Genomic DNA, 22,608 nt, shown 5'->3' on the forward strand with positions numbered 1-22,608 from the left:
AGGTTCATCCCGTATGTCGCAGCGCAACCTGTCCCGTCTGTCCCGCCCGTCCGCCCTTCGTGCCCGTGCCGGCGTTCTGGCTGCCGGACTCGGAGTGACGATGGTGGCCGGGGCCGGGACCGCGTTCGCCGCGACCAGCGGTGACGCCGCCGCGAGCCCCGCCGGCTCCTCGGTTTCGGCCGTGACCTCGGCCGCCGCCGTCCAGAAGCAGGCCACCGTGCAGGCCAAGGCCGCCGACGCCGCGCAGAGCAAGAGCGCGGCGGACGCCAAGAAGGCCGCCGCCTGGACCGACCCCGTCAAGAAGTACACGCTGAGCGCGAAGTTCGGCCGCGGCGGCTCGATGTGGTCGCACAAGCACTCCGGCCAGGACTTCGCCGTGCCGATCGGTACCGCCGTCCACGCCGCCCACAAGGGCGTCGTCGTCAAGGCCGGCCCCAACGGCGCCGGTGACGGTCCCGCGTACGGCAACGCGATCGTCGTCAAGCACAAGAACGGCACGTACTCGCAGTACGCGCACCTGTCGAAGATCGACGTCCGGATCGGTCAGGCCGTCACGACGGGGCAGAAGATCGCCCTGTCCGGCAACACCGGTAACTCCAGCGGCCCGCACCTGCACTTCGAGATCCGTACGACGCCGAACTACGGCTCCGCGGTCGACCCGGTGCCCTTCCTGCGCTCCGTCGGCGTCAAGGTCTGACACCTGACACGGAGGGACCGCGTAAGGGGCCATGTCTCAGGACGTGGTCCCGTGGTGCGCCTTGGTGATCAGTTCCATGGAGACCTCCAGGATGGCTTCGCGCTTCTCCTGGGGGTCTCCTTCGACGTCCTTGAGCGCGAACGTGCCCGCGTGCATCGTGAAGAGCGCGCTCACGCACCGGACCTGGTCGGTCATGGAGGCGCCGGGGTCCTTGAACAGGTCGAACAGGCCGACCATGCGGCTCTTGAAGCTCTCGCCGACGCTCAGTTCGCGTACGGTCGCCTGGTTCTCCTGCATGAAGCGGAAGAGCGGTGCCGCGCTCGCGAGCGCCGCACTGTAGCGGTGCAGGATCTCCTTCTTGCTCTCCAGGGTGTGCGGCTGGTCCTGGCCCCAGGCGATCAGTTCGTCGATCGGGCGCGTGAGGTCCTGGAAGAGGCTGACCAGGATGTCTTCCTTGGTCTTGAAGTGGTAGTAGAGCGCCGCCTTCGTGACGTCCAGCCGTTCGGCGATCTCCCGCAGCGAGGTCTTCTCGTACCCCTGTTCCGCGAACAGCTCCAGCGCGACGTCCTGGATGCGCTGGCGGGTGTTCCCCCGCCGGGGGTGCTGCGTGCTGCCCATGGGTGCTCTCCCAAAATACTTACTTGACGCCCGGCAAGTAGAGGTCTACCTTACCGCAGTGTAGTCAGCTAGCCGGTCGGCAAGTAAGGGCCCCGGCAGGCACATGTACCAGGCATCAGGGTGTACCAGGGGAGCGGTGGGGACGATGAGTTCGAACGGGAAACAGCCAGGGACGGTCGCGGAGGCGGCGCCGGCGGGGGACGGGGCCGCGGGGGCCATAGCCACAGGGGGGCACGGGGACGCGGGGGCCACGGCGACCGCGACCGCGGAGGCGGCGCCGAGCGGTGCGCGGCAGCCGCGCAGCGTGCGCGTCGTCCTGCTGGCGCTGATGATCGCGATGCTGCTCGCCATGCTGGACAACATGATCGTCGGTACGGCGATGCCGACCATCGTCGGTGAGCTGGGCGGCCTCGCGCACCTGTCGTGGGTGGTCACCGCGTACACCCTCGCCACGGCGGCCTCCACACCGATCTGGGGCAAGCTCGGCGACCTGTACGGACGCAAGGGCGTCTTCCTCGCCTCGATCGTCGTCTTCCTGATCGGGTCCGTGCTCAGCGGCATGGCCCAGGACATGGGCCAGCTCATCGGCTTCCGGGCCGTCCAGGGACTCGGCGCCGGCGGTCTGATGGTCGGCGTCATGGCCATCATCGGCGACCTGATCCCGCCCCGGGAGCGCGGCAAGTACCAGGGCATGATGGCCGGTGTCATGGCCCTCGCCATGATCGGCGGACCGCTGGTCGGCGGCACGATCACCGACCACCTCGGCTGGCGCTGGAGCTTCTACATCAACCTGCCGCTGGGCGCCGTCGCGCTCGCGATGATCACCGCCGTGCTGCACCTGCCCGCCAAGGAGCGCTCGAAGGCCAAGGTCGACTACCTCGGTGCCGGGCTGCTGACCATCGGCATCACCTCGATCGTGCTGGTCACGACCTGGGGCGGTACGGAGTACGCCTGGACCTCCGGGATGATCCTGCTGCTGATCTTCGTCGGGGTCGCCGCGCTCGTCGGGTTCGTCGCCGTACAGACCAAGGCGCCCGAACCGATCATGCCGCTGCACATCTTCCGCAACCGCAACTTCACGATCATGTCGGTCGTCGGCTTCCTGACCGGCTTCGTGATGTTCGGCGCCGTGCTCTTCCTCCCGCTCTACCAGCAGGCCGTGCAGGGCGCCTCCGCCACCAACTCCGGTCTGCTGCTCCTGCCGATGCTCCTGTCGATGATGCTGGTCTCGCTGATCGTGGGGCGGATCACCACCAACACCGGCAAGTACCGGATCTTCCCGATCCTGGGCAGCGGCCTGATGGTCGCGGGGCTCTTCCTCCTCGCGCAGATGGGCCCGGACACCTCGCGGCTGACCTCGGGCGTCTACATGGCGGTGCTCGGAGCCGGTCTGGGCTTCCTGATGCAGATCACCATGCTCGTCGCGCAGAACAGCGTCGAGATGAAGGACATGGGCGTCGGCTCGTCCACCACCACCCTCTTCCGCACGCTCGGCGGCTCCTTCGGCGCCGCGATCATGGGCGCGCTCTTCACCGGCCGGGTGCAGGACGAGATGGCGTCCCGCGCGGGCTCCGGCGGTGCCGGGGTGACGGAGCAGTCCGCGCAGCTCGACGCCGCGAGCCTGGCGAAGCTGCCGGACGTGGTGCGCGAGGCGTACCAGCAGGCGGTCTCCGCCGGTACGCACTCGGCGTTCCTGCTCGGCGCGTGCATCGCGGTGATCGGCTTCGCGGTGGCGTTCTTCGTCCGTGAGGTCCCGCTGCGGGGCGCCGGGCCGAAGGAGTCCGACGAGGCCCAGCCGGCGGTCTGACCCGCACCGCTTTTCCCTGCCTCCCCCTCCCCCTCCCGGCCCTGTCCCGCCTCCGCGGGGCGGGGCCGGCGGCCGTCGGGGGGTCCGGACGGGTGCCGCTCAGTCCCGGAGCCGCTCAGTCCTGGAGGTGCTGCGGCATCGGGAAGCTGCCCGTGTTCGTCGGGGCGTGCTCCGGGAGCCAGAGGACCGCGATCGCGCCGCCCGCGCCGCTGCCCGGCGCCCCCGCGGGGGCCGCGTTGCGGAAGGTGAGCCGGGCGCCCAGGACGCGGGACTGGCCCGCGGCGATGGTCAGGCCCAGGCCGTGGCCGTATCCCGCGCGGTCCGTGGCGCCCGTACGGAAGCGGCTGGGGCCCTCGCGGAGCAGCTCCTCGGGGAAGCCGGGCCCGTGGTCCCGTATCCGTACGACACGCCCCTCCACGGTGACCTCGACCGGCGTCCCGCCGTGCTTGGCGGCGTTGGCCAGCAGATTGCCCAGGATGCGCTCCAGCCGGCGCGGGTCGGTGTTGACCCACGAGTCATGGACCACCTGGACCTCGATGTCCGGGTTGAGCAGGGCCACCCGCCGCGCGACGAACTCGCCGAGCTCGATCTCCTGGAGCTCCGCCCGCTCCGAGGCGCTGTCGAGCCGCGCCACCTCAAGGACGTCCTCGACCAGGGTCCGCATGGCCTGCGCCCGGTCGCGCACCAGCTCGGTGGGGCGCCCCGGCGGCAGCAGTTCGGCCGCCGTGAGCAGCCCCGTCACCGGGGTGCGCAGTTCGTGGGCGATGTCCGCGGTGACGCGGCGCTCCGCCTCGATCCGCTCGTTCAGCGCGTCCGTCAGCGCGTCCACGGCGCGGGCCAGCTCGTCCGTCTCGTCGCGTACGACACCGCCGACGGCCTCCCCGACCCGTACGTCCGTATTGCCCTGCGCCACCCGGCCCGCCGCCGCGGCGGCCCTGCGCAGCCGCCGCGAGAGCTGGCCGCCGACCAGCACCCCGAGGGCGCAGCCGCCGAAGACCACCGAGACCGAGCCGATGATCAGGGACCGGTCCAGGTCCTTCATGATCGTGGTGGAGCGGTCGGCGAACTTGCTGTGCAGCGAGAGCACGGAGCCGTTGCCGAGCGGGACGGCCGCCCACACGTCGGGCACCCCGTTCTCCCCCTCCTGCACATACGTCGCACGTCTGCCCTCGCGCATCTTCTGCTCCAGGGAGCGCGGCAGCGCCGGGTCGTCGACCTTGGTGCCGAACTTCGGATCCTTCGTGCTGTCGTACATCCGCTGGGCGAAGAGCAGCCGTTCCAACTGGACTTCGCGCGCGTTGTCGAGCATGGAGACCCGGGCCGAGTTGTGGACGACCAGGCTCAGGGCGACCGCCACGAGCGCGCTGACCGCAGCGATCGCGATGCTGATCTTCCACCTGACGCCGGTGCGCAGGACGAGGTGTTTCATGCCTTGAGCTTGTATCCGAAACCGCGGACGGTGTCGATCCGGTCCTGCCCGATCTTGGTGCGCAGCCGCTGCACATGGACGTCCACGACCCGGGTGTCACCGCCCCAGCCGTAGTCCCAGACCCGCTCCAGCAGCTTGTCCCGGGAGAGCACCGTGCCGGGCGCGGCCGAGAACTCCAGGAGGAGCCGCATCTCCGTCGGGGTCAGCGCCACCCGCGCGCCGCTCCTGCGTACCTCCATGCCCTCCGTGTCGATCTCCAGATCGCCGAAGGACAGCACGCCGTGCTCGTCGGGCTCGCCCTGCCCGCCCGGTCCGCCCGGCTCCCCGGCCGGGCGGCCGGCGTGGCCGAAGCGGCGCAGTACGGCGCGGATCCTGGCGACGAGCACCGCGCCGTCGAAGGGCTTGGTCACGTAGTCGTCCGCGCCCGCCTCCAGGCCGAGCACCACGTCGATCGAGTCGGCGCGCGCCGACAGCATGATCACGGGCACGGTCGACTCGTCACGGATCCGCCGGCACAGGCTGACGCCGTCCAGGCCGGGCACCATCACATCGAGCAGCGCGATGTCGGGCCGGTTCGCGCGGAACGCCTCCAGGCCGGAGAGTCCGTCCGGCATCGCGGTGACCGCGAAGCCGTCGCGCTCCAGCGCGAGTTGGGTGGCTTCGCGGATGACGTCGTCGTCCTCGACGAACAGGACATGGGTCTCTGCCATCCTGCGGCTCTCAGTTCTCGGTTCTCGGGTGCTGGTGTCGGTCAGGTGGTTGCTACCGTCGGCCGGCGGTACGGCGTCAGCCGTCGTCGGCCACGGAGGGCTCCGGCGCGGGCTTGGGCGCCGCCCGGCTGTAGTCGTTGCGTACGCGGTACCGCTCGCTGAACTTGCCGTCGCCCCAGCTATAGGTGACCACGTCCTCGCCGGAGGGATACGACATCGGGTCGCCCTTGGCGTACACCTGCTGGGTGACGACCAGTTCGCCGCGGTCGATCGTGGAGTAGACCGCCGGCTCCTCGGCCGCGAAGACGTTCTCGTACGCCCTGTCCTTCTCGCGGTACACGAACGTCCCGACGCCGACGGCGTCGCCGCACGTCATCACGTTGATCACCACATCGGGCGCGGCGCCGCCGGTGAGGTCCCCGTACGACGTGTCCACCGGATAGGTGCCCTCGCCGCACTGTTTGAGATCGGCCTTGATCCGCGGGCTGACCTTCGGGTCGCCCCGGAGCAGGGACACCGCGTCGACGGTCTCGGAGGGGGCCACCGCCGAGGCGTTGTGCGGGGGTACGCCCCGCTCGACCGGTGTGGTCACGGCCGCGCCCTCGTCCCGGGTCCCCGTACCGCCGGTGGAACAGCCGGCCGCGAGCAGCCCGAAGGCGGCGAGCCCGGCCAGAACCGTGCTGCCCGCCGCCAGGGACGCGTGCCCCATCGACACCCGCCCCGATGCTCCTTGCCCCGGCGGTCCGTCCGCCGCCGGTCCCTGGCCCGCCGGTCCGGTCTCCGCCGATCTGCTCCCCGACCGATCGGGGCCTCTCAGGCCGCGCACCTCTCCCGCCCCCGTTCCTGGCGGCCACCCCGGCCGCCACGTGCGTCACGACGGACCACCGCCGGCTTCTGAGGCGCGTTGGCGTCCCGGCTCCCGGCCGCGCGGCTCTCCAGCTCCTCCCGGAGCCGTGCCAGCGCGCGGTGCAGCGTGCTCTTCACCGTACCCGCCGACATGCCGAGCGCCGCGGCCGTCTCCTCCGTGCTCATCTGCTCCCAGTGTCGCAGCACGACGACGCTGCGTTGCTTGGGAGCCAGAACGCCGAGAATGTCCATCAGCAGCGCGCGGTCGGCGCGCTGTTCGCTGCCGTCCTCGACGCTCGCGTCGGGAAGCTGCTCGGTGGGGACCTCTTCGAGCTTGCGGGCGCGCCACCACTCCGTACGGGTGTTGATCATGACGCGGCGGAGATAGGCGTCGGCGAGGGACTTGTCGGCGATGCCGTCCCAGCGGCCGTACGTACGGGCCAGCGCGGTCTGGAGGAGATCCTGCGCGTCGACGGGATCGGGTACGAGGCGCCGGGCGCTCCGCAGAAGTGCCTCCTGCCGGGTCCGCACGTACTCCTCGAATCCGAGCACCTCACCCTGCGCCATGCCAACCGCCTCCGACCCCGTGATCATCCGCGCCGTTCCCTGACGGCACTTTCCTGACGCCACTGAAATTACGGAGCACTTGTCACGAGGCTGTACGGGACAGCCGTCGGCGGACGCACGGCTGTCCATCGGTTGTGTAACGGCGGTCCGATCGGGGTAACGGGGCCGGGACGAGCGGCGTCAGCTCTGCGGCAGCCGGTACAGGGCGTTCTCCAGGGGCTCGACCAGTCCGTCCGCGACCAGCCCGTCCAGGGCACGCGCCCGCTGCACCGGCTCGTCCCACACCGCGTCCAACGCCGCCTGCGGTACGGGGGTGACCGCCTCCCGCAGGACGGCGAGGAGCTTGCCGCGCACCTGGCGGTCCGTGCCCGCGTAGGTCTGGCCGCGCCGGGCCGGGCCCTCGTGGGCCGGCTTCCCGGCGAGCTGCCAGGCGCACCGCGCGGCGATCGGGCAGCGCGCGCACCCCTCGTTCTTCGCCGTGCAGATCAGCGCGCCCAGCTCCATGGAGGAGGCGGCCCAGCGCGCCGCCGTCGCCGCGTCCTCGGGCAGCAGCGCACGGGCGAGCTTCCGCTCGGCGGCGGTGGTCGCGTTCGGCGGGTACTGGACACCGTTCACGGCGCGGGCCAGGACGCGCCGGACGTTCGTGTCGAGCACGGCGTGCCGCTGCCCGTACGCGAACGACGCGACCGCGGCGGCCGTGTACTCGCCGATGCCGGGCAGCGAGAGCAGTTGCGCGTGTTCGCGGGGTACGTCACCGCCGTGCCGCTCCGTTATCGCCTGCGCGGCGCCGTGCAGCCGCAGCGCGCGGCGCGGGTAGCCGAGCCGGCCCCAGGCGCGTACGGCCTCGCCGGGCGCCTCGGCGGCCAGGTCGGCGGGGCGGGGCCAGCGGGCGAGCCACTGCTCGTACACCGGGAGGACCCGGCTCACCGGGGTCTGCTGGAGCATGAACTCGCTGACCATCACCCCCCAGGCGCCCGCCTCGGGGCGCCGCCAGGGCAGATCGCGGGCGTGCGTCTCGAACCACGCGATGACGGGGGTGTGGAGGGTGGAGGGAGGGGCGGCCGGACCGGTCCCGGCCGCCGGGGCGGGGTGCGACGGGGGCGACGGGTGGCGCGGGGGCGTCGAGTGCGCGGAGGTAGCAGTCATGGCACCACCGATCCTGACATGTGCGGGCGCGAGGACGGTGCAGCAGGCAGGCGTACGCCGGAGTACGCCGGAGGGCACCACGCGCCCGGGTCAACGTCCCCGCGCCGGGACGGCACCACGCTCTCCGGAAGTACGCCTTTCCCTCTTCCCCGTTCTCTTCCGCGGTCGGGCTCAGCTCCGGCCGGCGCTGTGGCGTCCGCGCGCCACGACCGGTGCGCCGTCGCCGGGACCCGCCAGCCAGAGCGCCGCGCCCGAGCTGCTGGCGCGCATCGTCTCGACCAGCGCCTGTACGGGACGGGCCGCGAGCAGCACGACGATCGTGGCCACCACACCGCCCACCACCAGGCCCACCGCCACGTCGTGCGGGTAGTGGACGCCGACGAAGACCCGCGAGAACGCCATCAGCAGCGCCATCGGCACCGTCAGATACGCGAGTACGGGGCGCGCGAGCACGAGGGTGATCGCCGCGGCACCGGCGATCGTCGAGTGGTTGCTGGGGAAGGACCAGTCACCCACGGGCGGACAGGGGATGAGGGAGACGGCTCCCGTGACGGTCCGGCAGGGCCGGTCCTCCTGGATCACCGACTTGGACGCTTCGCTGCACACGTAGGCGAAGGCGGTCGCGAGCGGGGCGAGCACCGCGACAGCCACGGCGCGCGAGCCGGTCGGTCTGGCCTGCCACCAGATCACGACGAAGAGGACCCCGAACAAGAGCAGTCCGGCTTCTGTCCATATTTCCGCCAGGAACTGGAACCAGGAAGGGGTGGTGTGGGCGAAGTCGACGACATCGCGATAGAGGCCGCTGGTGGCGCTGCTGTTCATGGGGAGAACGTACCGAGGCCATCCCGAGTTCCCCCAACCGCCATCTGAATACGCATCAGCCGAAGAACGCCGCCCGACTCGCCCCTCCGGGATGATGATCCGTAAAACTTGCGCGCACGGGCGGCATGTGGGGCGGGAGTTGGCCCGGATCTCTCGTACAGTTTGCGCCGTGGGATCTTTGCGCAATCCGGTCGGGCCGCTTCCCTCCACCATCTACTGGCGACGGAGGGCAGTAGCGGCGACGCTGATCGCGCTGCTCGCTCTGCTGGTCGTATGGGTCGTCACCTCGGGCGGAGGTGGCGGTAAGAAGGCCGACGGCAAGGGCGACGGCGCCAATCCCGTGACGTCCATCACCCCGGGCCCCTCCGGCTCGGGCCCCGCCATCAGCGAACAGCCGGGCGGTCGCGACGAGTCGGACGGCGCCGGCGGGGACGACGGCGGCCAGAGCGGTACGGACGCGGGCGCCGACGGCGGCAAGAACGGCGACACCGGCGGATCCGGCTCGGGCGGGGACAGCGGCGGCGCGGGCTCGGGCGGCGGCGACGGCGCGTCGGGCGGCGGCTCCGCCGGTTCCGCCGGCTCGTCCGGCTCCTCCGGCGGCGGTACTGGCTCCGGCGCCGGCACCACCACCTCGGGCCAGCAGGTGCCCGGGGACTCCTCGCTGCCGGACTGCGCCCCGGGCTCCCTGACGCTGACCCTCTCCACGACGAAGGTCGCCTACGGGCCCGGCGAGAAGCCCGTGTTCCGGCTGACCGCCAAGAACACCTCGGCGACCACCTGCAAGGCGGACTTCGGGCCGAAGGCCGTGGCGCTCACCGTCACCGACTCCGACGACGACAAGGTCTGGTCCTCCAAGGACTGCCCCCGGGCCGGCAGCGCGCTGTTCCGGGTACCGGCGGGCTCCACCGTCACCCGTACCGTCGAGTGGGACCGGGGGCGCAGCGCCGCCCAGTGCGCCACCCCGCCCGCCGGTGCGGTCGGCCCCGGGACGTACCTGGTGGAGGCGGTGGCGCCGGGCGCGACGGTCAAGCAGGGGCAGCAGTCGATCCGCCTGGAGAAGGACTGACCCGCGACAGCACCGGATACGCGAACGCCCCGGCCGGGATCTCTTCCCCGGCCGGGGCGTTCATGTATCCGGTGTACCTGTACGGCTAGACGTACCGCTCCAGGATCGACGACTCCGCCAGGCGGGACAGGCCCTCGCGGACGCTCCGCGCGCGGGCCTCGCCGACGCCGTCCACCGTCTGGAGGTCGTCCACGCTCGCCGCCAGCAGCTTCTGGAGCCCGCCGAAGTGCTCGACCAGCCGCTCGATGATGGCTCCCGGGAGCCGCGGCACCTTCGCCAGCAGGCGGTAACCGCGCGGCGAGACCGCCGAGTCGAGAGTCTCCGGTGAGCCGCTGTACCCCAGGGCCCGCGCCACGATGGGCAGTTCCAGCAGCTCCGGGTGGGTGAGCGCGTCCAGTTCGACCAGTGCCTCGTCGACCGTACGGGCCCGTTTCGCGGTCGGTTCCGGGACGTAGTCGCGGGCCACGAGGTCCCGCTCCGGCTCCACACCCGCGATCAACTCGTCCAACTGGAGCGAGAGAAGCCGGCCGTCGGTGCCCAGCTCGACCACGTACTCGGCGATCTCCGTGGCGATCCGGCGCACCATCTCCAGCCGCTGCGCCACCGCCGTCACGTCCCGGACCGTCACCAGGTCCTCGATCTCCAGGGCGGAGAGCGTGCCCGCGACCTCGTCCAGACGGAGCTTGTACCGCTCCAGGGTCGCCAGCGCCTGGTTCGCCCGCGACAGGATCGCCGCCGACTCCTCCAGGACCCGGCGCTCCCCGTTGACGTACAGCGCGATCAGCCGCATCGACTGCGACACGGAGACCACGGGGAAGCCGCACTGCTTGGAGACCCGGTCCGCCGTGCGGTGCCGGGTGCCCGTCTCCTCGGTGGGGATCGAGGACTCCGGGACGAGCTGCACGCCCGCCCGGAGGATCTTGGTGATGTCCTTGTCGAGGATGAGCGCGCCGTCGAGCTTGCACAGCTCGCGCAGCCGGGTCGCGGTGAACTCCACGTCGAGCACGAACCCGCCCGTACACATCGACTCGACGGTCTTGTCCATGCCCAGGACGATGAGACCGCCGGTATTACCGCGCAGGATGCGCTCCAGCCCGTCGCGCAGCGCCATCCCCGGCGCGACAGCGCTCAGGGACGCGCGGATCAGCGCTTCGTTGCCGGAGCCCGCGCCGGACTTTCCGGGTGCTGATGCCCGGTCGTTGGCTGCCACTGCACTCCTCCGGCTCGTACGGATGGGCGAGACCAGGGCAAAGTCTACCGGCGAGCGTTGTCGTCCCGTGGGGCGTCCGCCCGACCTCGGCGCGGCAGCACCCTCAGAGCGTCGCCCATGTCGGCCACCTCCGTCACCTTCATACCGGGCGGGACCTTGCCCGGGTCGGTCGGAACGAGCGCCTGGGTGAAGCCCAGACGGTGTGCCTCCGCCAGCCTGCGCTGGACCCCTGTGACCCGTCTGACCTCGCCCGCGAGCCCGACCTCGCCGATCGCGACCAGGTTCTTCGGCAGCGGGGTGTCGCTCGCCGCCGAGGCCAGCGCGAGGGCCACCGCCAGGTCCGCCGCGGGCTCCGTGAGCTTCACGCCGCCCACGGTCGCGCTGTAGATGTCGCGCTTGCCGAGCGCGCTGATCCGGCCGCGCTGCTCCAGTACGGCGAGCATCATCGAGACCCGGGAGGTCTCCAGACCCGAGGTGGTGCGCCGGGGCGAGGGGATCTGGGAGTCGACCGTGAGCGCCTGCACCTCGGCGACGAGCGGCCGGCGCCCTTCGAGGGTGACGGTGAGACAGGTGCCGGGGACGGGCTCGTCGCGCCGGGTCAGGAAGAGCCCCGACGGGTCGGCGAGGCCCGTGATCCCCTCGTCGTGCAGCTCGAAGCAGCCGACCTCGTCCGTCGCGCCGTACCGGTTCTTCACGCCGCGGACCAGCCGCAGCCGGGCGTGCCGGTCGCCCTCGAAGGACAGCACGACGTCCACGAGGTGTTCGAGCAGCCGGGGGCCCGCGATCGCGCCGTCCTTCGTCACATGGCCGACCAGCAGGGTGGCCATGTCGCGCTCCTTCGACGCCCGGATGAGCGCCCCCGCGACCTCCCTGACCTGCGCCATGCCACCCGGCGCCCCGTCGATCTCGGGCGAGGCGACGGTCTGTACGGAGTCCATGATCAGCAGCGACGGCTTGACCGCGTCGAGATGGCCCAGGACGGCGGAGAGATCCGTCTCGGCGGCGAGGTAGAGGTGGTCGCTGATGGCCTTGATCCGGTCGGCGCGCAGCCGGACCTGGCTGGTGGACTCCTCGCCCGTCACGTAGAGCGTGCGGTGCTCGTCGCTGGCCGCCTTCGCCGCGACGTCCAGCAGCAGCGTGGACTTGCCCACGCCCGGCTCGCCCGCGACCAGCACCACGGCCCCGGGCACCAGCCCGCCGCCCAGCACCCGGTCCAGCTCGGGCACACCGGTCGAGCGCGCCTTCGCCGTACGGATGTCGACCTGGCCGATGGGGAGCGCGGCCGTGGAGACCCGGCCGGCCGCCGTCGTCCGCACCGCGGGCGCGCCGTACTCCTCGACCGTCCCCCACGCCTGGCACTCGGGGCAGCGGCCGAGCCACTTGGCGGTCGTCCAGCCGCACTCGGTGCAGCGGTAGGACGGCCGGTCCTTGGATTTCGCACGGGCAGCCATGGCGTCACCGTATAGGGGCCCACCGACAGCCGGGACCACCCTGCCGGACCGCCGGCGCTCCGGGAGGGCATAAGCCAGGTGGGGGAGGGCCCTGTACCACTTCGAACTCATCGAAACACGACATTCGTGTCCCCCTTTGAGGGATAGCTTCACCCGTAAGGATTAAATGTGCTCAAGGGGTGTGAAGGGTACGGGCCGCCCTGTCTACGGTCGCCGGGTGATGAGCAGCAGCCCCGAAACCTCCACGCACACCACCGGCGCACACCGCGCGCTCCGTCGTGCGCCCCGTTCGGTGGCGCAGCGCCCTCCGGCACGGTACGAGCCGTATCTGGACGGCCTGTTCACCTACTGCCTCTCCGTGCTCTGCGACCACGACGCGGCCACCGAGGTGCTCGGCGACGTCCTGGCCATCTCCGAGCGGCAGTACGGCCGTTGCCCCTCCGGCGCCGGGGAGCGCAGGGCCTGGCTCTACGCCCTCGCCCGCTGGGCCTGTCTGCGCAAGCTCACCGAACAGCGCCGCACCCGCCAGGGGGCGCATTCAGGCCACCGCGAGCCCGCCCCGGACCCTGACCCCGCGTCGCCGTCCGCCGGCGTCGCACCGGAGACCGCCGAACGCCGCCGCCGCGAACTGGCCCTGCTGGCCTGGCCCGAGGCCGCCGGGACGACGCCCGAGCAGCGCGAGGTCCTGGAGTTGGTGGTACGGCACCGGCTCGGCCCGCGTGACGTGGCCGCCGTACTCTCCAAGGAACTCTCCGCGACCCGGGAACTGCTCTCCTCCGCCGCCTGCGAGGTCGAGCGCACCCGCGCCGCGCTCGCCGTCGTGGACACCGGCGACTGTCCCTCCGTCGCCCGGCTCACCGGCGACCACCACGTCCTGCTCTCCGCCGCGCTCCGCCGCGAACTGGTCCGCCACGTGGACGACTGCCCGCGCTGCCGCCGCGCCGCGGAGCGCGCCGAGGCCGCGGGGCCCTGGCCGGGCTCGGGCGCGACGCCGCCCGCCCCGTCCGGCTCGCCTGCCCCGTCCGGCTCGTCCGCCCCGTCCGCCGCGTCCGTCACCGAGGACCTGTCGGCCGGCGTCGGCTCGGCGCCGCTGCCGCTCGTCGAGGCGCCGCGCGGCGCCGCGTACACCGCCATGATCCAGGCGCCCCGCGCCCGCGCCACCGCCCCGCGCTTCGGCCGCAACGGCTTCCCGATGGACCCCAAGGACCGCGCGGCCCGCCGCGACCGGCTGCGGGCGCGCGCCGTGACGACCACCGTGGTCGCGACCGTCGTCGCCGCGCCCGTCCTCGCCCTCTGGGCGGCGTACCGCGGCGCGCCGCAGACCGGCGAGGGCCGCGACGGCGCCTCGGTCACCGCGGGCGAGACCGCGGGCCCGCCCGCCCCGGGCGGGCACCCGTACGACGATCCGTACGAGGGGTACGAGCACGACGACCACTACGAGAACGCGGGCAGCGCCCAGAACCGGCCCGGCGCCCGCTTCACCGAGGGCAGCCGCGCGCCCGACGTCTCCGTCGAGATCATCAGCGACGGTACGGGCGCGCCGCCGCCCGGCGCGGGCCACGCCGACCCCGGCGGGCTCACGGTCGAGGCACGCCCCGCCGGTGCCACGACGCTGATCACGCTGCGGGCCTCCGGCGGCGAGCGGGTCTCCTGGACGGCCGGGACCCGGGCCCCCTGGGTCTCCCTGAGCCGCCACTACGGCACGCTCGCGCCCGGCGAGTCCGTCACCGTCCGCGTCCTCGTGGACCACGCGCGCGAACCGGCGGGCCCGTGGAGCGCGCGGATCACGCTCTACCCGGCGGGCGCCGCCGTACGGATCCACGGGTACGGCACCAGGCCCCCGCTCCCCGGCCGCCCGGCCCACGGCGGACCGCCCGGCCACACCGCGCGCCCCGGCGACCCGGGCCACCCCGGGCCCGGCAGGCCGACGTGGGCGGGCCCCACGGAGCCGGGCCCGAGCCCGTCGGGCCCCTCGGCCCCGGGCTCCCCGGCCCCGACCGGCGGCCCGTCGCAGTCGCCCCCCGACCCGGACCCGCCCGATCCGGACCCCAGCGCCGGCGCCGGTTCCGGCGACGGCTCCAGCGCCGGTTCCGGTGCCGCCGGGGCCAGCCCGTCCGCCGTACCCCGCTGAGCGGCGCCCGCGTCAGCCCTTCGAAGCCGGAGCCGAAGCCGGAGCCGGAGCCGGAGCCGGAGCCGGCGGGTCCGCCGGGTGCGGGGCCAGCAGCGGAAGCTCGCTCGCCACGCGCCGCTCGCACAGCTCGACCAACTGGTCGTACCCCTCCTTGCCCATCAGCTCCGTCAGCTCGGGCCCGTACGTCTTGTACACCGGCTCGCCCGCGCCGTGCGCCGAGGTCGCCGACGTGCACCACCAGTGCAGATCGTGGCCGCCCGACCCCCAGCCGCGCCGGTCGTACTCGCCGATCGACACCTGGAGCACGCGCGTGTCGTCGGGCCGGTCGATCCAGTCGTACGTACGCCGCACCGGCAACTGCCAGCAGACGTCCGGCTTCGTCTCCAGCGGCTCACGGCCCTCCCGCAGCGCCAGGATGTGCAGCGAGCACCCCGCGCCCGCCGCGAAGCCGGGACGGTTCTGGAAGATGCAGGACCCCTCCCAGCGCCGCGTCTGGCGCTCGCCGTCCTCGTCGGTCTGCGTCCAGCCCGTGGCCGTCCCCTCCTCGTGGAACTGCCACAGCTCCGGCGTGAGGCGCGCCACATGCTTCGCGACCCGCGCCTCGTCGTCCTCGTCGGAGAAGTGGGCGCCCAGCGTGCAGCAGCCGTCGTCGGCGCGGCCCGCCTGGATGCCCTGGCAGCCGCTGCCGAAGATGCAGCTCCACCGTGACGTGAGCCACGTCAGATCGCAGCGGAACACCTGTTCGTCGTCGGCCGGGTCCGGGAACTCGACCCAGGCACGGGCGAAGTCCAGCCCCTTCTCGTCAGGGACAGCCCGGGCGTTGCCCCGGGTCCCCTGCTGCTGGTCCTGCTTCTTCGGGCCCTTGGCTTTGCCCGGCTTCGCCTTTTTCGTCTTTGGCACATGTCCAGCGTATGCGGCGTTCGCAGTAGCGTTCCGCTCATGAGACTCGGAGTCCTGGACGTCGGTTCGAACACCGTGCACCTGCTGGCGGTCGACGCCCACCGCGGTGCCCGCCCGCTGCCGGCGCATTCGTACAAGGCGGAGCTGCGCCTCGCCGAACTGCTCGACGCCGACGGCGCCATCGGCCCCGACGGGGTCGACCGTCTGGTGGCGACGATCGCGGACGCCCTCCAGGCGGCCGAGGACAAGGGCTGCGAGGACGTCCTGCCGTTCGCCACCTCCGCCGTACGCGAGGCCGTCAACGCCGAACAGGTCCTGTCGCGCGTCAAGAGCGAGACCGGGGTGGATCTGGAGGTCCTCACCGGTGACCAGGAGGCCCGGCTGACCTTCCTCGCCGCCCGCCGCTGGTTCGGCTGGTCGGCGGGGAAGCTGCTCGTCCTGGACATCGGCGGCGGCTCCCTGGAGATCGCGTACGGGATCGACGAGGAGCCGGACGCGGCCGTCTCCCTGCCCCTGGGCGCCGGCCGGCTCACGGCGGGCTGGCTGCCCGGGGACCCGCCCGACCCGATCGACGTGAAGGCGCTGCGCCGCCATGTACGGGCCAGGATCGCCCGTACGGTCGGGGAGTTCGCCCGGTTCGGCAGCCCGGACCATGTGGTGGCCACGTCCAAGACCTTCAAGCAGCTCGCGCGGCTGGCGGGCGCTGCCAGGTCCGGCGAGGGGCTGTACGTGCAGCGCGAGCTGAGCCGTACAGCGCTGGAGGAGTGGGTGCCGAAGCTGGCCACGATGAACGCCGTCCAGCGCGCCGGGCTCCCCGGGGTCTCCGAGGGCAGGTCGGCGCAGTTGCTGGCGGGCGCGCTGGTCGCGGAGGGCGCGATGGACCTGTTCGGCGTCGAGACGCTGGAGGTCTGCCCGTGGGCGCTGCGCGAGGGCGTGATCCTGCGCCGCCTCGACCAGCTCGCGCCGTGACCGGGCGGCTCGCGCCGTGACCGGGTGGGGGCCGCGGAGCGGGACAGGCCGACGGCCGCCCCGCCGCGGCCCGTACGCTGTCCCCGTGGCAGATCCAGTGGTGCGCATCCCGGATACGAAGGTCGCGCTGTCGACGGCCTCGGTCTATCCGGAGTCCACGGCGACGGCCTTCGAGATCGCCGCGCGCCTCGGCTACGACGGCGTCGAGGTCATGGTCTGGACGGACCCCGTCAGCCAGGACATCGAGGCGCTGCGCCGGCTCTCCGACTACCACGGCGTCCCGATCCTCGCCGTGCACGCGCCCTGTCTGCTGATCACCCAGCGGGTCTGGTCGACGGACCCGTGGGTGAAGCTCCAGCGGGCGCGGGCGGCGGCCGAGAAGCTCGGCGCGTCCACGGTGGTCGTGCATCCGCCGTTCCGCTGGCAGCGCCAGTACGCGCGCGACTTCGTCACCGGCATCTGGCGGATGGCGGACGAGACGGACGTACGGTTCGCCGTCGAGAACATGTACCCGTGGCGCTACCGGGACCGCGAGATGCCCGCGTACGCGCCCGGCTGGGACGTCACCCAGGACGACTACCGGCACTTCACCGTCGACCTCTCGCACACCGCGACCTCCCGCAGCGACGCCATGGCCATGGCCGGCCGCATGGGCGACCGGCTGGGCCACGTCCACCTCGCTGACGGCAACGGCTCGGCGAAGGACGAGCACCTGGTGCCGGGGCGCGGTACGCAGCCGTGCGCCGAGCTGCTGGAGGGGCTCGCGGACGGCGGCTTCGACGGCCATGTCGTGATCGAGGTCAACACCCGGCGCGCGATGTCGGCGGCGGAGCGCGAGGCGGACCTCGCGGAGGCACTGGCCTTCGCGCGCCTGCACCTCGCGTCGCCGCCCACCTCGGCTTCCGCTTCCGCCAAGTCCGACACCTCGTCCTCCGCCTCCGCCTCGGAGTCCCCCGCCCCCACCAGGTCGCAGCCCTCGCCGACGGTACGTGCGCCCCGTACGCCCCGTACCCCTCGCACCCCCCGGCGGCCCCGCAGCTCCGGCTCGTCCGGCGCCTCGGGCTCCTCCGGAGCGCGCCCGTCATGACCGCCGGCGCCACCCCCCGCCGCCGGGGCCGCCCCGCCCGCAAGGACGCGGAGTCCGGCCCCAGCGCCCGGCAGAAGATCCTGGGGGCGGCCCGCGCGGAGTTCGCGGAGCGCGGGTACGACAAGACGTCCGTCCGCGGTATCGCCAGGGCGGCGGGCGTCGACCCCGCACTCGTCCACCACTACTTCGGGACGAAGGACGAGGTCTTCGCGTCCGCCGTCGAGATCTCCTTCGAACCGGCCCTGACGGTCCCCGCCAAGGTGCTCGCCGGGAGCCCCGACGCGATCGGGGAACAGCTCGCCCGCAACTTCTTCGCCGTCTGGGAGAACCCGGCGACCAGGGCCCCGCTGCTCGCGGTCATCCGCTCGGCGCTCACACACGAGGCCGCCGCGGCGGTGCTGCGTACGTTCGTGCTGCGCCGGCTGCTCGGCCAGGTCGCTGAGGGGCTGGACGTACCGGATCCGGAGTTCCGCGCCGAGCTGTCCGCCTCGCACATGATCGGCATCGCGCTCCTGCGGTACGTGATCAAGGCGGAGCCGCTGGCGTCGGCGGACATCGAGGAGATCATCACGATGGTCGCGCCCACGCTCCAGCGCTATCTGACCGAAAGCTGAAGCCGACCGGAAGCCGCACCTGACCGAAAGCTGAACAGTCGTCCCGTATTTCGGACGCCTTGTCCAGATCTTGGATCCGGGGCGTACGCTCGAAGAAGTCATTTCTGCCGAAGGAATCGGCCGGAAGATCTGCTGAGATCCGCTGAGATCTGCTGAAGGAGCGAGAGACGATGCCCGAGCTGAGGTCCCGCACTGTCACCCACGGCCGCAACATGGCGGGCGCGCGCGCCCTGATGCGGGCATCGGGCGTAGCGAGCGGCGACATCGGCAAGCCGATCGTCGCGGTGGCCAACTCCTTCACCGAGTTCGTGCCCGGGCACACCCACCTCGCACCGGTCGGCCGGATCGTCTCGGAGGCCATCAAGGCCGCGGGCGCCGTCCCGCGCGAGTTCAACACGATCGCCGTGGACGACGGCATCGCGATGGGCCACGGCGGCATGCTCTACTCCCTGCCGTCCCGCGACCTGATCGCCGACTCCGTCGAGTACATGGTCGAGGCGCACTGCGCGGACGCGCTGATCTGCATCTCCAACTGCGACAAGATCACCCCGGGCATGCTGATGGCCGCCCTGCGCCTCAACATCCCGACGGTCTTCGTCTCCGGCGGCCCCATGGAGGCCGGCAAGGCGACCCTCGTGGACGGTACGGTCCGAAAACTCGACCTGGTCAACGCGATCTCCGACGCGGTGAACGAGTCCATCTCGGACGAGGACATCCTCCGTATCGAGGAGAACGCCTGCCCGACCTGCGGCTCCTGTTCCGGCATGTTCACCGCCAACTCGATGAACTGCCTGACCGAGGCCATGGGCCTCTCCCTCCCCGGCAACGGCTCCGTCCTCGCCACGCACACCGCCCGCAGGGCGCTGTACGAGAACGCGGGCCGCACGGTCGTCGAGATCACCAAGCGCCACTACGAGCAGGACGACGCGTCGGTCCTGCCGCGCGCCATCGCCACCCGCGCGGCCTTCGACAACGCCATGGCGCTCGACATCGCCATGGGCGGCTCCACCAACACGATCCTGCACCTGCTCGCCGCCGCGCAGGAGGCCGAGCTGGACTACGACCTCAGCGACATCGACGCCGTCTCGCGCCGCGTCCCCTGCCTCGCCAAGGTCGCGCCGAACGTCGCCCCGGGCGGCACGTACTACATGGAGGACATCCACCGGGCCGGCGGCATCCCCGCCATCCTGGGCGAGCTGTACCGCGGCGGTCTGCTCAACGAGGACGTCCACACCGTCCACGCCCCCGGCATCAAGGAGTGGCTGGAGACCTGGGACGTGCGCGGCGGCTCGCCGTCCGAGGAGGCCGTCGAGCTGTGGCACGCGGCCCCCGGCTGCGTCCGCTCCGCCGAGGCGTTCTCGCAGTCCGAGCGGTGGGCCACGCTCGACACGGACGCCTCGGGCGGCTGCATCCGCGATGTCGCCCACGCCTACTCCGAGGACGGCGGTCTGGCGGTCCTGAAGGGCAACCTGGCCGTGGACGGCTGCGTCGTGAAGACGGCGGGTGTCGACGAGTCGATCTGGACCTTCGAGGGCCCGGCCGTCGTCTGCGAGTCGCAGGAGGCCGCCGTCGAGAAGATCCTCCGCAAGGAGATCGCCGAGGGCGATGTGATCGTCATCCGGTACGAGGGACCGCGGGGCGGCCCCGGTATGCAGGAGATGCTGTACCCCACGTCGTACCTGAAGGGCCGCGGCCTCGGGAAGGCATGCGCGCTGATCACGGACGGCCGCTTCTCCGGCGGTACGTCGGGGCTCTCGATCGGCCACGCCTCGCCGGAGGCGGCCTCGGGCGGCACGATCGCGCTGGTGAACGACGGTGACCGGATCCGTATCGACATCCCGAACCGCACGATCGAGCTGCTGGTCGGCGACGCGGAACTCGCGGAGCGCCGCGCGGCGCTGAACGGCGTGTACGCCCCGGTCGGCCGCGAGCGCAAGGTCTCGCAGGCGCTGCGCGCGTACGCCGCGATGGCGACGAGCGCGGACAAGGGCGCGGTCCGGGACATCTCCCGCCTCGGCTGAGCCCTCCCGGGGGTCCTGGGCCCCGGGGCCCAGGACCGTCACCAGGAAGCGGGGTCCCGCCCGGCGACGGCGAAGACGGATCCGTCGGGCGCGCTCCCGACGACCGTCGTCGCCCCGGACCCGCTGCCGGACCCGTTGCCGGACTCGTTGTCGGGGCCGCTGCCGGACCCGTTGCCGGGGCCGGGGGCCGTGACGGGCGCGGGCAGCGTGGCGACGAGCGTGTCGGGCCCGTCGGCCATCCGCGGCTTCGTCTGCCCCAGCAGCCTCCCGCGCCCGGCGTCCACGGCGAGCAGCCGGCCGTCGCCCGCGCTCAGATAGACCCGGTCCCCGGTGGCGGCGGGGCGCGAGGCGCGCGTCACCGAGGTCTCCAGCCGCCAGCGGACGCCCGCGCTCCGCGCACCGGTGTCGACGGCGAGCAGCGAGCCCGTGTAGCCGATGACGTAGACGGTGTCGCCCACGACGGTGGCCTGCGCCTGGTCGACCGGCGCGGTCAGCGGGACCCGCCGTACCGTACGGCTCGACGCGTCCAGCCGTACGACCGCCCTGGTGAAGCCGTCCGCGTCCCCGCCGAGCAGGAACAGCGCGTCGTCCGAGGCCCCGGCCGGGGCCAGGGTGCCCGTCAGCCGCTTCTCCCAGCGCACCGCTCCGGTGGCCGGATCGATCGAACGGACGTCGGTCGCCGAGCCGTCGGCCGACTGCGTCGTGGCGAACAGCGCGCCGCCGGTGCCGCTCGCCGCCGTCCAGACGGTGCCGGTCGCGCCGAGCCGCTCCGTCCAGCGTTCGTCGCCGGTCGCGCTGTCGAGGGCGCGCACCCGCCCGTCGTACGAGACGAGGAGCACCGCGTCGCCGCTGTGCCGGACGGTGGCGTACGAGGAGATGTCGACGGCCCAGCGCTCGGCGCCCGAGGCCGGGTCGAGCGCGGCCAGTCGCTTCCCGCCGCCGCCCGTACCGCCCGCGCCGCCCGCGACGACATGCAGGAGTCCGCCGGAGAGCACCGGCGCCGCGCCCTCGTCGGTCGCGGCGGCGCTCCCGCCCTTCGTGGCCTTCACGGACCACTCCGTACGACCGTCGACGGGGTCGAGCCGCGCGGCCGTGACGCCGGGGCCGGCGCAGTAGACGGCCGTGGCGTCGGAGGCGCACACCGGCACCTGATTGCCCCCGGCCCTGCCCGCCCCTCCCGCCCCGCCCGATCCGGTGCCGAGCGTGGTGTCCCACGGTCGGAACGTCCGGGACGGCGGCTCCTCCGCCGTGGCCCGGGTGGCGTCGCTCATGGCCCGTACGCCGAGGAAACCCGCACCGGCCACGGCCACCAGCGTCAGCGCGACCGCCACCGTACGCACCCGGCGCGGCGACCGCGCGGACGCGGACGACGGCCTGACGGGCGACGGCTCGACGGACGACGGCGCCTCGGACGACGCAGGCATCCCCTGGGACGGAACGGTCCCGGAGCCCCACGCGTGGTGCGCGGGTACCGCGTGGTTCGTGGGCACGGAGCCCGAACCCGAGCCCGCGGTCTCCAGGGGATCGGGCCCGCGCTGCACCGGTACGAGCGCCCGCGCCCCGTACGGCCCGCGCAGGTCGTACGCGGTGGACGGGCGTCCCCCGTCCGGCGCGGCGCCCGGCGCGGGATCCGTCGTCCGCAGCGCGCTCATCACCTCGTCCGGCGTCGGCCGCTGCGCCGGGTCCTTCGCCAGACACCGCGATATCAACGGAACGAGCCGCTCCGGTACGCCCGTCAGATCCGGCTCGTCGTGCACGACCTGGTACGCGACGATGTACGGACTGTCCGAGTCGAAAGGGCCGCGCCCGGTCGCCGCGTGCACCAGGACCGCGCCCATCGCGAACACATCGGCGGCGGGCCCGACTTCGCGCGGCCGCTGGAACTGCTCGGGCGCCATGAACGGCGGTGTGCCGATCAGCTTGCCCGTCTCCGTCCGCAGATCGCTGTCCGCGGGACGCGAGATGCCGAAGTCGATGACCTTGGGCCCGTCGGACGCCAACAGGACGTTGCTGGGCTTGAGATCACGGTGCACCACCCCGGCGCGGTGGATGTCCCGCAGCCCCTCGGCGAGCCCCGCCCCGAGCCTGGTCAACGCCTCGGCGTCCAGCGGCCCGTTCCGCTTCACCCGCTCGGAGAGGGTGGGCCCGTCGATGAACAGGGTCGCCATCCAGGGCCGCGGGGCCTCCGGATCGGCGTCCACGACGGGCGCGGTGAACGCCCCGCTCACCCGGCGCGCCGCCGCGACCTCCTGCTGGAAGCGGGCCCTGAACTCGGGATCGGAGGCGTGACCCGCATGGATGACCTTGACGGCGAGCCGCAACCCCGAGGCGGAGGTGGCGAGATGGACCTCGCCCATTCCACCCGAGCCCAGGGCTGATTCGAGCAGGTAGCGGCCGGCGTAATCCGGATGCTCCGCTTCCGGGGCCGACCCGGTGTTGCGCAGTGGTGGCATTTGCCCACCCCCGTGTATTCGTGCGCAAGCGCGACGCACGGAGCCTAGTCGATGGTGCGTGCTA

Annotated in this window: 18 protein-coding genes and 1 pseudogene; 8 read left to right on the top strand and 11 right to left on the bottom strand. The window is 72.7% G+C overall.

Going from position 1 to position 22,608, the window contains the following annotated elements; all coding sequences use genetic code 11:
• Window positions 1-13: 13 nt before the first annotated feature.
• Window positions 14-697, top strand: a complete 684-nt coding sequence (locus ACIO3P_RS14925; protein ID WP_401849504.1) for a M23 family metallopeptidase — start codon at window positions 14-16, stop codon at window positions 695-697.
• A 36-nt stretch (window positions 698-733) separates the two neighbouring features.
• Here the strand turns inward: ACIO3P_RS14925 and ACIO3P_RS14930 are convergent, their stop codons facing one another.
• Window positions 734-1,315 (bottom strand): helix-turn-helix domain-containing protein, encoded by a 582-nt coding sequence (locus ACIO3P_RS14930; protein WP_329822176.1) that lies wholly within the window; start codon window positions 1,313-1,315, stop codon window positions 734-736.
• 145 nt (window positions 1,316-1,460) lie between these two features.
• On the opposite strand from ACIO3P_RS14930, the gene ACIO3P_RS14935 reads away from it, so the two are divergent.
• Window positions 1,461-3,122, top strand: a complete 1,662-nt coding sequence (locus ACIO3P_RS14935; protein WP_329822175.1) for an MDR family MFS transporter — start codon at window positions 1,461-1,463, stop codon at window positions 3,120-3,122.
• A 115-nt stretch (window positions 3,123-3,237) separates the two neighbouring features.
• On the opposite strand, the gene cseC is transcribed toward ACIO3P_RS14935, so the two are convergent.
• From cseC to ACIO3P_RS14965, 6 genes are all read right to left on the bottom strand, one after another.
• Window positions 3,238-4,551: a two-component system sensor histidine kinase CseC gene (cseC, locus tag ACIO3P_RS14940; protein WP_329822174.1), complete on the bottom strand. Its 1,314-nt coding sequence runs from the start codon at window positions 4,549-4,551 to the stop codon at window positions 3,238-3,240.
• Window positions 4,548-5,261 carry a two-component system response regulator CseB gene (gene cseB / locus ACIO3P_RS14945; protein WP_329822173.1) on the bottom strand — a complete coding sequence of 238 codons (714 nt, stop codon included), beginning with the start codon at window positions 5,259-5,261 and terminating at the stop codon, window positions 4,548-4,550. The genes cseC and cseB overlap by 4 nt, the downstream gene beginning before the upstream one ends.
• Window positions 5,262-5,337: 76 nt before the next feature.
• A complete protein-coding gene (locus ACIO3P_RS14950) occupies window positions 5,338-6,078 on the bottom strand; it encodes a hypothetical protein (RefSeq protein ID WP_401849558.1) in 741 nt (246 codons plus the stop codon).
• On the bottom strand, window positions 6,075-6,674 hold the full coding sequence (locus tag ACIO3P_RS14955) for a SigE family RNA polymerase sigma factor (RefSeq protein WP_329822172.1): 600 nt from the start codon (window positions 6,672-6,674) through the stop codon (window positions 6,075-6,077). The genes ACIO3P_RS14950 and ACIO3P_RS14955 overlap by 4 nt, the downstream gene beginning before the upstream one ends.
• Window positions 6,675-6,854: 180 nt before the next feature.
• The gene (locus tag ACIO3P_RS14960; RefSeq protein WP_401791987.1) at window positions 6,855-7,820 is read right to left on the bottom strand and encodes an A/G-specific adenine glycosylase; all 966 of its coding nucleotides are present in this window, start codon (window positions 7,818-7,820) and stop codon (window positions 6,855-6,857) included.
• Window positions 7,821-7,991: 171 nt separating this feature from the next.
• Window positions 7,992-8,642, bottom strand: coding sequence for a phosphatase PAP2 family protein (locus tag ACIO3P_RS14965; RefSeq protein ID WP_329822170.1), 651 nt, complete (start codon window positions 8,640-8,642; stop codon window positions 7,992-7,994).
• Window positions 8,643-8,811: 169 nt separating this feature from the next.
• On the opposite strand from ACIO3P_RS14965, the gene ACIO3P_RS14970 reads away from it, so the two are divergent.
• Window positions 8,812-9,708, top strand: a complete 897-nt coding sequence (locus ACIO3P_RS14970) for a hypothetical protein (RefSeq protein ID WP_329822169.1) — start codon at window positions 8,812-8,814, stop codon at window positions 9,706-9,708.
• Between the two features lie 85 nt (window positions 9,709-9,793).
• On the opposite strand, the gene disA is transcribed toward ACIO3P_RS14970, so the two are convergent.
• Window positions 9,794-10,918, bottom strand: a complete 1,125-nt coding sequence (disA, locus tag ACIO3P_RS14975; protein WP_329822168.1) for a DNA integrity scanning diadenylate cyclase DisA — start codon at window positions 10,916-10,918, stop codon at window positions 9,794-9,796.
• Window positions 10,919-10,962: 44 nt separating this feature from the next.
• A complete protein-coding gene (radA, locus tag ACIO3P_RS14980) occupies window positions 10,963-12,369 on the bottom strand; it encodes a DNA repair protein RadA (RefSeq protein WP_329822167.1) in 1,407 nt (468 codons plus the stop codon).
• Between the two features lie 220 nt (window positions 12,370-12,589).
• Between radA and ACIO3P_RS14985 the strand changes: the two genes are divergently transcribed.
• Window positions 12,590-14,500, top strand: a complete 1,911-nt coding sequence (locus tag ACIO3P_RS14985; protein ID WP_401849506.1) for an RNA polymerase sigma factor — start codon at window positions 12,590-12,592, stop codon at window positions 14,498-14,500.
• A 12-nt stretch (window positions 14,501-14,512) separates the two neighbouring features.
• On the opposite strand, the gene ACIO3P_RS14990 is transcribed toward ACIO3P_RS14985, so the two are convergent.
• Window positions 14,513-15,400, bottom strand: a complete 888-nt coding sequence (locus tag ACIO3P_RS14990; protein WP_401849508.1) for a hypothetical protein — start codon at window positions 15,398-15,400, stop codon at window positions 14,513-14,515.
• A gap of 39 nt (window positions 15,401-15,439) precedes the next feature.
• Here ACIO3P_RS14990 and ACIO3P_RS14995 point away from each other — a divergent pair, with 39 nt between their 5' ends.
• The 4 genes and pseudogenes from ACIO3P_RS14995 (at window position 15,440) to ilvD (ending at window position 20,091) form a co-directional block, all read left to right on the top strand.
• The gene (locus ACIO3P_RS14995; protein ID WP_329822164.1) at window positions 15,440-16,369 is read left to right on the top strand and encodes a Ppx/GppA phosphatase family protein; all 930 of its coding nucleotides are present in this window, start codon (window positions 15,440-15,442) and stop codon (window positions 16,367-16,369) included.
• 85 nt (window positions 16,370-16,454) lie between these two features.
• Window positions 16,455-17,255 (top strand): annotated as a pseudogene (locus ACIO3P_RS15000) (sugar phosphate isomerase/epimerase family protein); the annotation flags it as partial.
• Window positions 17,256-17,452: 197 nt separating this feature from the next.
• Window positions 17,453-18,070, top strand: a complete 618-nt coding sequence (locus tag ACIO3P_RS15005; RefSeq protein ID WP_329822162.1) for a TetR family transcriptional regulator — start codon at window positions 17,453-17,455, stop codon at window positions 18,068-18,070.
• A gap of 170 nt (window positions 18,071-18,240) precedes the next feature.
• A complete protein-coding gene (ilvD, locus tag ACIO3P_RS15010) occupies window positions 18,241-20,091 on the top strand; it encodes a dihydroxy-acid dehydratase (protein ID WP_329822161.1) in 1,851 nt (616 codons plus the stop codon).
• Between the two features lie 38 nt (window positions 20,092-20,129).
• Here ilvD and ACIO3P_RS15015 read toward each other — a convergent pair whose 3' ends face one another.
• Window positions 20,130-22,544 (bottom strand): protein kinase, encoded by a 2,415-nt coding sequence (locus ACIO3P_RS15015; RefSeq protein WP_401849511.1) that lies wholly within the window; start codon window positions 22,542-22,544, stop codon window positions 20,130-20,132.
• Window positions 22,545-22,608 lie beyond the last annotated feature (64 nt).

It is taken from the genome of Streptomyces sp. NPDC087310 (assembly GCF_044744405.1).
Taxonomy (GTDB): Bacteria; Actinomycetota; Actinomycetes; order Streptomycetales; family Streptomycetaceae; genus Streptomyces.

Bases quoted from the DNA above. Each gene is read 5' to 3' on its own strand.
- ACIO3P_RS14960 (WP_401791987.1), bottom strand. From the start codon at position 7,820: ATGACTGCTACCTCCGCGCACTCGACGCCCCCGCGCCACCCGTCGCCC.
- ACIO3P_RS14985 (WP_401849506.1), top strand. From the start codon at position 12,590: ATGAGCAGCAGCCCCGAAACCTCCACGCACACCACCGGCGCACACCGC.
- ACIO3P_RS14955 (WP_329822172.1), bottom strand. From the start codon at position 6,674: ATGGCGCAGGGTGAGGTGCTCGGATTCGAGGAGTACGTGCGGACCCGG.
- cseB (WP_329822173.1), bottom strand. From the start codon at position 5,261: ATGGCAGAGACCCATGTCCTGTTCGTCGAGGACGACGACGTCATCCGC.
- ACIO3P_RS14995 (WP_329822164.1), top strand. From the start codon at position 15,440: ATGAGACTCGGAGTCCTGGACGTCGGTTCGAACACCGTGCACCTGCTG.
- ACIO3P_RS14965 (WP_329822170.1), bottom strand. From the start codon at position 8,642: ATGAACAGCAGCGCCACCAGCGGCCTCTATCGCGATGTCGTCGACTTC.
- ACIO3P_RS14925 (WP_401849504.1), top strand. From the start codon at position 14: ATGTCGCAGCGCAACCTGTCCCGTCTGTCCCGCCCGTCCGCCCTTCGT.
- ACIO3P_RS14935 (WP_329822175.1), top strand. From the start codon at position 1,461: ATGAGTTCGAACGGGAAACAGCCAGGGACGGTCGCGGAGGCGGCGCCG.
- radA (WP_329822167.1), bottom strand. From the start codon at position 12,369: ATGGCTGCCCGTGCGAAATCCAAGGACCGGCCGTCCTACCGCTGCACC.
- ACIO3P_RS15005 (WP_329822162.1), top strand. From the start codon at position 17,453: ATGACCGCCGGCGCCACCCCCCGCCGCCGGGGCCGCCCCGCCCGCAAG.
- ACIO3P_RS14930 (WP_329822176.1), bottom strand. From the start codon at position 1,315: ATGGGCAGCACGCAGCACCCCCGGCGGGGGAACACCCGCCAGCGCATC.
- cseC (WP_329822174.1), bottom strand. From the start codon at position 4,551: ATGAAACACCTCGTCCTGCGCACCGGCGTCAGGTGGAAGATCAGCATC.
- ilvD (WP_329822161.1), top strand. From the start codon at position 18,241: ATGCCCGAGCTGAGGTCCCGCACTGTCACCCACGGCCGCAACATGGCG.
- ACIO3P_RS15015 (WP_401849511.1), bottom strand. From the start codon at position 22,544: ATGCCACCACTGCGCAACACCGGGTCGGCCCCGGAAGCGGAGCATCCG.